Source organism: Falsochrobactrum ovis (assembly GCF_003259955.1).
Lineage (GTDB): Bacteria > Pseudomonadota > Alphaproteobacteria > Rhizobiales > Rhizobiaceae > Brucella > Brucella ovis_A.
In genome coordinates, this window is record NZ_QLMK01000001.1 from 362986 (window position 1) to 375184 (window position 12199).

The window sequence follows — 12199 nt, forward strand, 5'->3', positions numbered from 1 at the left end:
ATGGCCAGGACTGATATTGCGCGACGCGTGTACAACCACACTTGGAAGCTTGATCCAATTGTGCGCAGCCTTCTGGATACAGACTTTTACAAGCTGCTTATGCTGCAAATGGTTTGGGGACTTTATCCTAAGGTCAATGCAACTTTTTCGCTCATCAATCGCACAACATCCGTCCGGCTTGCCGACGAAATCGACGAGGCCGAGTTGCGCGCTCAGCTTGATCATGCGCGCACATTGCGCTTTTCAAAGAAGGAAATGATCTGGCTTGCTGGTAATAGCTTTTACGGACGCAAGCAGATTTTCCAGCCCGAATTTCTAAATTGGCTGCATGATTTTCAGCTTCCTGAATATGAGTTACGCCGTCATGACGGCCAATATGAACTTCATTTTTACGGACCATGGTCACACACCACCATGTGGGAAATTCCCGCACTCGCCATTATCAATGAGTTACGCTCGCGGGCGGCTATGAAAAATCTTGGGCCTTTTTCGCTCGATGTGCTTTATGCACGCGCCAAAGCGAAGATGTGGAGCAAGGTCGAGCGTTTGCGCCAATTGCCAGATCTTAAAATCTCTGATTTCGGCACCCGCCGCCGTCATTCTTTTTTGTGGCAGCGCTGGTGTGTGGAGGCGCTCAAGGAAGGCATTGGTTCGGCTCTTACCGGCACTTCGAATGTCTTGCTGGCAATGGATACCGATCTTGAGGCGCTGGGCACCAATGCGCACGAACTTCCTATGGTGCTTGCAGCCCTTGCACAAACCGATGAGGAGTTAAGAAACGCACCCTATCGCGTATTGCAGGATTGGAACCGCTATTATGGTGGCAATTTGTTGATTGTGCTTCCTGATGCTTTCGGGACGGCTGCATTCCTGCGCAATGCGCCCGACTGGGTCGCTGACTGGACCGGTTTTCGCCCCGATAGCGCTCCGCCGATCGAGGGCGGCGAGCGGATTATCAAATGGTGGAAATCGAAAGGCAAAGACCCGCGTGAGAAGCTTCTTATATTCTCCGATGCCCTGGATGTGGATACGATTGAAGAAACTTACCGGCACTTTGAAGGCCGTGTCCGAATGAGTTTTGGTTGGGGAACAAACCTGACCAATGATTTTGCTGGATGTGCTCCTAAAACGATCCAAGGGCTGAAAGCGATTTCACTTGTCTGCAAAGTAACCGAGGCCAACGGAAGGCCAGCAGTTAAGCTTTCCGACAATCCACAAAAGGCCACTGGCGATCCCAAAGAGGTCGAACGATATTTGAAATTCTTCGGCAACGAAGCCCGGGTGGAAAAACACGTTAACGTGTAAGAAACGGCGCGGCTATTCCACCAGCCGCGCAGTACCCCAAACGCGAATGGCCTCGCCCCGTATGGTGCCAATCTGTGCATTTAAATGCGATGGCATGCCCATATCTTCGCCCTGAAACACTTCGATGGCACCTTCATGTGGCCAGCCAATATCGCGCAAATAGGCTGCAAAAGCGGCTGTCGCAGCTCCCGTTGCCGGGTCTTCATAGATGCCGCCTGCGGCAAACGGATTGCGACTATGAAAGCGCCGTGGTGTTTCTGCGTAAATCAGCAGAATAGTTGTCCACCCCTGACGGTTCATCAAAACTCGACCGCGTGAGAGATCATAATGCATCGCCGCCAGTTTTTCGCGCGAGCGCAATGGCAAAACAATGTGATCCGCGCCAGCATGAATTAACGCTGGTCTGATGCTTGGTGTCAAATCTTCCAATTCATAATTAAACAGATTGAGCGCCTGCTCAACTTCCACTTTTGTGGCAGCACGGTTACGCGTTGGCGGCGACAGAAGGCTAGCAGCAAAAAGCTCTCCCTCTTTGCGCCCGGTCACCTCTATGGCTCCGTGATTAAGTTTTAATACGAAGCGACCATCTCCCTCGCGCATGGCGAGGGCTGCACCCAGTGCTATTGTTGCATGTCCGCAAAACGCAACTTCTGTTTCTGGTGCAAAATAGCGCACGCGCCAACTCTCACCATCGGGCATCGCAAAAACCGTTTCAGAAAAGCCGACTTGAGCCGCGATGCGCTGCATTTCTTCGGCTGTGGGTAGCTGCTGTGAAATCAATACTCCGGCAGGATTTCCGCCCTGATTGCCTTTCGAGAAAGCTGCAATGCGCAAGACGTCCAATGATTTGTCCTTCGCCTGTTTGTAATTTAACACCCACTAATAAAGAGGCGTCACGCTGAGGACGTCAAGCCTTGCCTTGCAATCAATCGCACATTTCCGTCAGCCACGGAGGATTGGCACCGGCACGAGATACAGTCACGGCAGCGGCCCGCATGCCCAGCGCCACAGCCGAATGAATATGCTCGTCGCTCAACTCAGCAATGGCCATTTTGGACAGCACACCTTGTTTATGTAAACTAGCCAATATGCCAGCATTGACTGTGTCACCAGCGCCGACCGTATCCACCACTTCAACCTTTACCCCGGGAACGGAAATCTTCCCGCGTTTCGTATAGGCATCAGCGCCATGGGCGCCTTTTGTGACGACGATGAGCTTCGGGCCAAGCGTTAGCCACTGGCGAACAATTTCTTCATGGTTGCCGGTTTCGGAAAACCAATCAAGATCCTCATCGGAAAGCTTGATAATATCAGAAAGCGCAATCATACGCTCCATACGGGCGAGGTGTTTTTCGCGATCTGTGATAAAGCTGGCTCTGATGTTCGGATCGAGAAACATTACGCGCTTCGACGCTTCCCGCATCATCAATGTCTCGTAAATATGGCCACATGGCTCAGAGATCAGGCTGATACACCCAAAAAGCATGGCTTGGATGGTGTCATCTAACTCCGGAATATCATCTTCAGAAAGCATACGCCCCGCCGTATTTTCATCATAAAATGCGTAGCGCGCCTGCCCATCCACCAGCCGCACGAAAGCCAGCGTGGTTGGGCGATCTGATATGGCCGCAAAGGAAAAATCGACATTTGATCTTTGCAGATTCTGGCGAAGTATTTCGCCCAAAAAGTCTGACGACAGCCCCGAGAAAAATCCAGTGGGAACGCCCAGCCGTCCCAATGCGATGGACGTATTGAAAACCGAGCCACCAGCAAAGGGAACAAAGGCAGCTTCCCCGTCCACGCTTTCGCGCGGCAGCATGTCAATCAAGGCTTCACCGCAACAAAGTATCATTTTTCCCCCATTGTTTAGATTTTAGACGTGTTGGCCGCCATTGATATGAATTTCCGAGCCGGTCACATAAGACGATGCTTCGCTGCACAGAAAGTAGATGGTTTCGGCAACTTCTGATGTGTGGCCTAATCGTCTCAAGGGCAGTTGCTCAACCAGCTTGTCAGTTCCCGGCGAAAGAATAGCGGTGTCGATTTCACCGGGCGCTATGGCATTGACGCGAATGCCATGCGGGCCGAAATCAGACGCCATTTCCCGAGTCAAAGCCGCCAGAGCGGCCTTAGATGTGGCATAGGCGGTGCCAGCAAATGGGTGAACCCGGCTACCAGCAATCGAGGTGACATTGACCACAGACCCTTGCGCCCCTTCAAGTTCCTTGAATAGTCCGCGCGCCAACATAATAGGCGCCATGAAGTTTACTTGAAAAACATCACGCCATGTCGCCATGGGTGTTTCAATGGAATTAAGGCGTCGCCCACCTTCGGCTTTGGGTGAAATCCCGGCATTATTGACCAATGCATGAAGCTTGCTTCCATTGGCCTCTAATCGGCGACGAATTTCCGCGATGGCTTTGCCGATGTCTTCCGGATCCGAAAGATCGACCTTCACGTGATCTTCAGGGCCAGCGGGCCATGGGCAATTTTCTGCAAAATCCTGGCGAGAACAAGTGATTACTCGCCAGCCTGCTTGGGAAAATCGTTTGACCGTCGCATGGCCAATACCGCGGCTTGCGCCTGTCAATACAAGTGTTTTGCGCTCAACGTCAGGTGTGGAAGCTGCGGTGTGGGAAACATTCTGTGAAATATTAGACATGGCAACCTCTCTCTCCAATCCTGCATAGACCAAGCGGAGCAGGAATTCGAGTGGTTTCCTCACTTGCCATCCCACAGGCCCGCAATGGCGCTTCTATTGCGAATTACCCAAGATAATATCAAGCAGTGTAGTAGGTTTTTGCTGTTGTTGCTCGCCAACGCCAGCGGGTAGTGTCGGACGATAATCATCGGTCCCGGCCGGATGATTGGCGGGGAGACCTTGGCGCTGGATGCGGTTTGTGACCGGTGAATCCGGTGCCGGTGGCCAATAGCCATCATCGCCTGTGCCTTCTATGGGCTGGTTTCCGTAGCCTTGTTGAGACATGAGCGCGGGATCATAAGGTGCGTTTGGATCAAGCCCATCGCTCCCGCCGGGCAAAATGTTCTGGATCTCATAATGGCCGGGCAGATCGACGACCGGTATTCCCTTATGGGCCTCTTTCATGAACGCCCTCCATGCGGTAACCGGTAGCCCCGATCCAAAGACCCGCTTCATCGCCTTTCCGTCATCATTGCCAAACCATACACCCGTTGTAAGGTTGGCCGTGTAACCAACAAAAACAGCATCACGAAAATTCTGGCTAGTTCCAGTTTTCCCTGCCGCAGGCCAACCAAAAGCGGCACGTTTAGCGGTACCGTCTTCAACTGTTTTGCGCAGCATTGCATTCATCATGCCAAGGTTTCTCTCGTCGATTACTCTGGGCCCAACGCCATCGCGCTTCTGATATAAAATCTGGCCATTTGCATCGGTCACTTGCGTTATCAAATAGGCAGGTGCGCTATACCCCCCATTGGCAAAAGGGACATAGGCATCGGTAAGCTCAAGAAGGTTAACCTCCGACGTGCCCAGAGCCAGGGAGGCATTGGCTGTGAGTTTTGAGTGCACACCAAGCCTGTGGGCGGTGTCGATAACCGTCTGCGGTCCGACTTCCATCACCAGTTGGGCAGAGACCGAATTCAATGAATGGGATAGCGCGGTTGCCAGCGTCACCGGCCCCATATATTTTCCGCTATCGTTGCTGGGTGTCCATTTGCCAATACGCACCGGCGCATCATTGCGCACTGAATCCGGCGTCCGTCCCTGTTCGAGCGCGGAAAGATAAACAAATGGCTTGAACGCCGACGCAGGCTGCCTTTGTGCCTCGGTTGCCCGATTGAACTGGCTTTGTGCGTAATCATACCCCCCGACCATAGCGCGCACCGCGCCCGTATTATCTATCGAAACCAATGCGCCCTGCGATACATTCAGCTTTTTACCATTTTCAGAAATTTGGTCGCGTATCGCCTCTTCAGCGGCTCTTTGAAGATTGAGATCAATCGTTGTTTGAACGGTTATATCGTCGTGAACTTCACCAATGAGTTCGCGCAATTCAGAAACCACGCTATCTGCGACATAATTTTCCGAACCTTGCCAATAGGATGAGGCGCGGGTGGGCGGCTCGCTTTCCGCAATCGCAACTTGCCGGTCGTCGATAAATCCTTCTTCCTTCATCGCCTGCAAAACTACCCGCGCGCGCGCTGCAGCGGCTTCCGGGTCGCGGGCCGGCGAAAGACGTGAGGGGGCTTTTAGCAGCCCCGCCAAGGTGGCGGCCTCCATCAGATTCACATCTTTGGCCGATTTATCGAAATAACGTCGCGATGCTGCATCCACGCCGTAAGCGCCGGAACCAAGATAAACTCGGTTCAAATACATCTCCAAAATCTGGTCTTTGCTATATTTATGCTCAAGCCAAAAGGCGAGCATCACTTCTTGGACCTTTCGCTCAAGCGTTCTCTCTGGCGACAGGAACAGGTTTTTTGCAAGCTGCTGCGTTAGGGTAGATCCCCCTTGAACCGTCCGCCCGGCTACGAGATTTGTCAGCACAGCTCTCGTCAAACCAATCGGATCGATACCAAAATGCGAATAAAAACGTCGGTCTTCGATTGCCATCACCGCTTGCGGGATGAAAGGCGACATTTCATGCAAACCTACTGCTTGCCCGCCGGTTGCTCCGCGATTTGCAATCAGCGTGCCATTAACATCAACAATACGAAGATTGGGAGGACGGTCAGGAATAGCCCAGTCTGTGGTCGGCGGCATTTTAGCAGCAAAGTAAACCAGCATTCCCGCAAGGGCGATGCATCCCCACAGCCCCAGGACCAAAGACCAATAAAAACTCTTGCGTATGAACGCGAAAAAACCTCTACGCTTTGGTGTTCGGCGGCGGTTGGACCCCCGATGCTTGCTCTTTTTAACCGTCTTGCTTTTGCGTTGAGCTTTCACCACACGGTCTTCTTCATCTACGCGAAACCCATTTTTTGCCGGGTTTTCGATCTCGCCAAAGGAAGGTTCAATACGTTGTTTTCTGCCGTCTCGTGAAGCCATATTTGCTCAGGTCTGCCATATTTTTTCCGGTCGTCACGCTCATTCGACCTATTATTGTCCGTGCACTTTAAGGCACGCTATTCGCCTGAAGGGTAAATGCGGCAGTTTAAAGGGGTGTAAACCGTTCGAGATAAAAATTGTTTAAAAACAACAAAGGCCCCACAAAATGCGGGGCCTTTGAAACATCGTTTGCAAATAAATTAGAATTTATAAGCGACGCCTATCCGGACATCATGGGTTTTGAACTTATCTTCAATCCCACCAGCCCAATCAAAGTAGTCCTTCTTACCGTAGTCGGTATAGCGATATTCAAGTCGCAATATGACATTATCCGTCGCAGCATAATCAAGACCACCACCGATGGTCCAACCAGTCTGAGTTTTGCTGTGCGAACTGCTGCCTAGACCTTCGACTGACAAGGTGTTCTTAATGTTACCGAATGCGACACCACCAGCAATATACGGCAGGAAGCGATCAAAGGAATAACCGATACGACCGCGAACCGCGCCAGACCAACGAAGCTTGCTTTCAAGCGAGGCAACTTCGTCGAAATCGTTCAATCCGGTATAGCTGTCTTCCAGATCGTTATAGGTGATATCACCATCAATACCGAGAATGAAATTGTTGCCGACATCAAAATTATAACCGGCATATAGACCACCGAGGAAACCATCCGGCTTCACGCGCAAATAATAACCGGGATCGCTGAATTCGGATTTGCCCCATCCATAGCCAATCTGACCACCAATATAGGCACCCTCCCAGGAAAATTCAGGCGGAAGGACAATCGGCGCGGGTTCTTCCTGAATGATGACATCAGCCGCATGAGCAGATGTAGCTGCAATTAAGGCGACACTTGATGAGAGAAGCAGAGCTTTGATCTTCAGGTTAGTCCTCCAAATTGTGATCACATTCAATATAAGTAAAATCTTAAATTAGTCTGTAGCAACAGTGCCACACTAGTCTGACTTACGACTAATTTTTGCGTTTTTGAGTTGTTAAAGGGCTTTTTTACGCTGGCTGGTCCTTGCAAATCCACCTATCACCCCGTTTGTCACCTGTAATTTGACCAGTGAGTGCTATATGGCTACGTCGGTAGAATATATCGGCAGATGAGATTGAAGGGACGTGGGTGAATGGCTGTAAGTTCCGGGCCTGCGCAACGTATCGACTGGGTCGATATAGCCAAAGGTCTTTGTATAATCTTGGTAGTTATGATGCATTCCACGCTGGGGGTCGAAAACGCCGCCGGTGAGCAGGGATGGATGCATTATCTGGTTGCTTTTGCCAAGCCATTCCGTATGCCCGATTTCTTTCTGATTTCGGGGCTGTTCCTATCGCGTGTCATTGACCGTCCATGGCGGTTATATCTTGACCGCAAAGTGGTGCATTTCCTTTATTTTTACGTGCTCTGGCTGAGCATCCAATTTGCTTTCAAAGCACCAGCGATTGCAGTCGAATCCGGTTTTATGGCGGTTTTTAATGCCTATCTGATGGCATTTATTGAGCCGTTCGGAACACTTTGGTTTATCTATATTTTACCGGTGTTCTTCGTTGTCACCCCTCTTTTAAAGCATGTTCCCAAAGGAATAACCTTTTTGGTCCTTGCTGTGCTCGAAATTCTTCCGATTCATTCTGGCTGGGTCATGGTCGATGAATTTTGCTCACGTTTTGTCTATTTTTACCTCGGCTATGCCTGCGCGCCATACATTTTCCGACTAGCCGAAGCCGTAAACAGACACCGTTTAATCGCTGTCGCCGGATTGGCTGTTTGGGCCTATGCAGAATATGTCTTGGTCTTTACGCCGCTTCCGTCTGATATCGATTCCATTATCTCGCCCGGAGGAGACTTATTTTTAGGACGTGGCGCGTTGAGCGATTTGCCCATCATCTCGTTGCTGCTGGGCTTGGCCGGTGCAATCGCGATTGTCGCGCTATCATCTTTGCTAAGCCAGCTGCCAAACAAAAGCTGGCTCCGTCGAGCGCTCACTTGGGTCGGAGCTCACTCTTTGGTCGTGTATCTTGCCTTTTTTCTGCCTATGGCGGTTGCGCGCACCTTATTGCTACGAATTGGTATCTTAGATGTTGGAACGATTTCCCTTCTCACGACTGTGAGCGGGGTGGTTGGTCCCCTGTTGTTTTACGCAATCATTCGATGGACCGGGCATGGCTTCTTTTTGTTTCAACGTCCCCAATGGGCAATATTTGATGGTTTACATAAAACGAACCGGCTCTTTGTCGCTAATCGATAATACTTATCTGATGTTATTACTTTTAAATATTCCTTTTATCTTATAAAATTTGAATAGTTTGAAATTTTTTGATTTCACAATATGAATATTATTTAGCCATAAACGCGTCTATATTGATGCGCAATTATTTTCATCGGCGGGATATAGTGTAGTTATTTTTAATTTAGAGGATATTTATGAAAAAAATTATATTTGCTGCAATGTTGCTGGCCGTGGGTACAAATTACGCTTCCGCTTGTTTGTTCAGTAGCGATCTTGCTTGCGTGCCCCGCTGCACTCACGGCGACTCGGACCTGAGCCTGAATATTACTTGTGCGCTTGTGTCGCCTGCTCCGGCTCCAGATAATAATCTTTCGCGTTAACTATTAAAGGGCAAGATTTTAAACTCTTGCCTTCAATAGCCATTTCTTTGGATGGCGTCTCAGGCAATGATTTTCAAAGAAGTCGGCTCGTTGAGTGACGAGCCGGCTTTTTCTTTCAGCAGCACACAATCCTTTGTTCCTGTCATCTTACTCGGTCCGGGACGGCGAAACCTGGAAACAGGTTTCGGTCCAACTCACTTTAGTCGTGTACTTACTTTTCCGCCCTGACAATTGCGCTCCACATTATTGCTGAGGCAGGGGCGGATCGTGTTGCTCGATGGTCCACATAATGAACGAGATCTTGTTGCTGGTCGATAGAACTATATTGGACATTATTAATGTACAATTTTATTGATTTTAAAAATAAAACATTTTTATTCCATAGTATGAATATTATTTAGCCATAAGCGCGTCTAGATTATTAAGTAATAATACTAGCGGGGGTAGACAATATAATTTATATATTGAGGTATTGTTATGAAAAAATTAGCATTCGCTGTTATTTTATTGGCAGTCGGTACGAATTACGCTTCTGCTTGTCTGTTTGACTCTGACTTTGACAAGTGTATGAAGCAGTGCACCGCTTCTGGAGACATTCTGTATCCTATTTGCGCAATTGGAGCCTCTGCTCCTCATAATAATTCTTCGCATTAACTAATAAAGGGGCAAGGTTCTTAACTCTTGCCCCGATAAAGGTCATTTCCGTGGAATGGCTGCTTGCGCAATGAGATTTTTTCAAAGAAGTCGGCTCATTCATTTGATGGGCCGACTTTTTATATTCAGTTATGCGCAAAAATGTCTTGTTCCGGCCAGCCCATCAGGTCTAATTCGGCCCGGGTCGGTAGAAACTTGAAACACGCTTCGGCCTGCTTGCTGCGGCCATCACGTCTAAGACGGTGTTCAAAAACCGCTTTGAGTTGATGTAAATAGAGTACATCGGAAGCAGCATATTCAAGCTGTGCCTGTGAAAGCACCTCTGCGGCCCAGTCAGAAGACTGTTGTTGTTTTGAGATCGAAACGTCGAGAAGCTCGCCACAAATTTCTTTTAGTCCATGCCGATCCGTATAGGTGCGGGTCAGTTTCGAGGCAATTTTGGTGCAAAACACGGGCTCTGGCATGGTTCCGAAAGTATGCGCCAGCACCGCAAGGTCAAATCGTCCAAAATGAAAAATCTTGGTGATCGACTTATCCTTGAGCAGTTTTACCAGATTGGGTGCTTCTTTCTGGCCTGCATCTATTTGGATAATATCAGCCGTACCGTCACCCGGTGAAATCTGCACAACGCACAATCGATCGCGATGTGGGTTAAGTCCTAAAGTTTCAGTGTCAATCGCGACCGCATCAACATTGTAATGTTCCAGATCGGGCAAGTCGTTTTTATGAAAGCGGATGGTCATTGATAATCCTTCAATTGGCCGCAATCGCTGCGAGAATGCGGGCCCACGAACGCTGTCCCTTATGGAACGATTTTAGTTCGTATTTTTCATTGGGTGAGTGAATACGGTCGTCTTCGAGGCCAAAGCCTACAAGCAGCGATTCCATTCCAAGAAATTCATCGAAATCGCCTACAATCGGAATTGATCCGCCCATGGCTATAAGCACAGCTGGCTTGGGCCATTCGTCGGAAAGCGCATCTTTTGCTTTGGAAACCAACGGAGAATCATAAGGAAGTTGGATCGCCGGCGACCCGCCATGCGGATGGAACTCTACCGAACAATCTGCGGGCAGACGATCTTGAACAAATTTCCGGAAAGCTTCCCTTATTTTTTCAGGGTCCTGTTTGTGAACCAAACGGAACGATACTTTCGCAGAAGCCTGAGCGGCGATTACGGTTTTAAATCCATCGCCAGTATATCCGCCAGTGATACCATTTACTTCAGCAGTAGGGCGGGCCCAAGTGAGCTCCAATACGCTGCGGCCTTTTTCTCCAGATGGAATAGAAAGTCCGATTGGGCCGAGGAAATTCTCTGCCGTACGGCCTAGATTTTCCCACGATTGAAGAATTTGCGCTGGGGTTTCTTCGACACCATCGTAAAAACCAGGAAGCGTTACGCGTCCGGTTTCATCGTGCAGGTCCGCCAGAATCTTGCTCAATATATGGATGGGGTTTGCCGCAGCGCCACCAAAGAAGCCAGAATGCAGATCGCGGTCTGCAGCTTTGATGATGATTTCTTCGCCCACGAGACCACGAAGGCCAACGCTGATTGCGGGTGTTTCAATATCCCACATTGCGGTATCGCAAACCAGCGCCACGTCCGCCTTAAGCTCATCCTTATGCGCTTCCAGAAAAGGCTTGAGAGAAGGCGACCCCGATTCCTCTTCACCTTCAAAAAGCAGCGTCACTTTTACCGGGAGCTTGCCATTGACCGCTTTATAAGCGCGGCAGGCCTCAACAAAGGTCATCAACTGACCTTTGTCATCGGAAGTTCCGCGTCCGGTCAGAATTTTGCGACCGTTTCCGATGTCCTTGATTGTTGGTTCAAACGGATCATTCTCCCAAAGTTCCAGCGGGTCTACCGGCTGAACATCATAATGTCCGTAAAACAGCACATGCGGAGCGTCGGGGGTTGGGCCTTCATGATGTGCAACAACCATTGGATGCCCCGGCGTCTCACGAAGACTCGCATCAAAGCCAATAGATTTGAGATCCTCGACAAGCCATTCAGCGGCCTTGCGGCAATCGGCTTTATAGGCTGGGTCTGTGGAAATGGATTTGATACGCAAAAGATCAAAAAGATGATCAATGCTCTTATCAAGATTGGCATCAATTGTGCTTAAAACCTGATCAAGATTAAGGTTGGGATGCGTGGACATGAGTTGGCCTGCCTGCGATTCTAAAAACTAGCGCCAGCCTACAACCAGTCAAAGCAAGAGGAAACCCGGATCAGCAATTGATTTGGTGACAGACGAAATTCCCTAAAATGATTGGTCGCTGTGGTGAGGGGAACCACAACGACCAGATCACTTACTCAAGCAGCAGCCCGGAGAGGGGATGAGGCTGCTGCAACAACCGATCTCAATGGGGGACAAATTGATAATCGATTGTCGACATACTCAGTCGATAGGCTGCATTTGGCGCTGAGAAAGTGGCCATTCAAGGGCATGGCAGATTACAAATGCGTAATATTAAGCCGATCACGCGATAGTGAATAGCGGCACTATTCTCCGATGACTCGTCTTTAAAGCGGCTCTTCTTGCAAGTGACCTTCTTGAAGGTGGGCCTCTTTAAAGTGGCCCTTTCTTTAAGGTGGATG

General features: G+C 49.5%; 9 protein-coding genes. 2 read left to right on the forward strand and 7 right to left on the reverse strand.

Features of this window, described 5'->3' with window-relative positions:
* Positions 1-1305, forward strand: a complete 1305-nt coding sequence (pncB, locus tag C7374_RS01690; protein WP_111573868.1) for a nicotinate phosphoribosyltransferase — start codon at positions 1-3, stop codon at positions 1303-1305.
* A 12-nt stretch (positions 1306-1317) separates the two neighbouring features.
* Here pncB and C7374_RS01695 read toward each other — a convergent pair whose 3' ends face one another.
* From C7374_RS01695 to C7374_RS01715, 5 genes are all read right to left on the reverse strand, one after another.
* On the reverse strand, positions 1318-2148 hold the full coding sequence (locus tag C7374_RS01695) for a PhzF family phenazine biosynthesis protein (RefSeq protein ID WP_111573869.1): 831 nt from the start codon (positions 2146-2148) through the stop codon (positions 1318-1320).
* An 82-nt stretch (positions 2149-2230) separates the two neighbouring features.
* Positions 2231-3157, reverse strand: coding sequence for a carbohydrate kinase family protein (locus C7374_RS01700; RefSeq protein ID WP_111573870.1), 927 nt, complete (start codon positions 3155-3157; stop codon positions 2231-2233).
* 21 nt (positions 3158-3178) lie between these two features.
* A complete protein-coding gene (locus tag C7374_RS01705) occupies positions 3179-3967 on the reverse strand; it encodes an SDR family NAD(P)-dependent oxidoreductase (RefSeq protein WP_111573871.1) in 789 nt (262 codons plus the stop codon).
* A gap of 93 nt (positions 3968-4060) precedes the next feature.
* Positions 4061-6331, reverse strand: a complete 2271-nt coding sequence (locus C7374_RS01710; protein WP_111573872.1) for a transglycosylase domain-containing protein — start codon at positions 6329-6331, stop codon at positions 4061-4063.
* 200 nt (positions 6332-6531) lie between these two features.
* Positions 6532-7218, reverse strand: a complete 687-nt coding sequence (locus tag C7374_RS01715; RefSeq protein ID WP_111574246.1) for an outer membrane protein — start codon at positions 7216-7218, stop codon at positions 6532-6534.
* Between the two features lie 249 nt (positions 7219-7467).
* Here C7374_RS01715 and C7374_RS01720 point away from each other — a divergent pair, with 249 nt between their 5' ends.
* On the forward strand, positions 7468-8583 hold the full coding sequence (locus C7374_RS01720; RefSeq protein WP_111573873.1) for an acyltransferase family protein: 1116 nt from the start codon (positions 7468-7470) through the stop codon (positions 8581-8583).
* A 1141-nt stretch (positions 8584-9724) separates the two neighbouring features.
* On the opposite strand, the gene C7374_RS01730 is transcribed toward C7374_RS01720, so the two are convergent.
* Together C7374_RS01730 and C7374_RS01735 are read right to left on the reverse strand one after the other, a co-directional pair.
* Complete coding sequence (locus C7374_RS01730; RefSeq protein ID WP_111573875.1) at positions 9725-10342, reverse strand: ribonuclease D; 618 nt, start codon at positions 10340-10342, stop codon at positions 9725-9727.
* 10 nt (positions 10343-10352) lie between these two features.
* Positions 10353-11759, reverse strand: a complete 1407-nt coding sequence (locus tag C7374_RS01735; RefSeq protein WP_111573876.1) for a dipeptidase — start codon at positions 11757-11759, stop codon at positions 10353-10355.
* Positions 11760-12199: the final 440 nt, after the last annotated feature.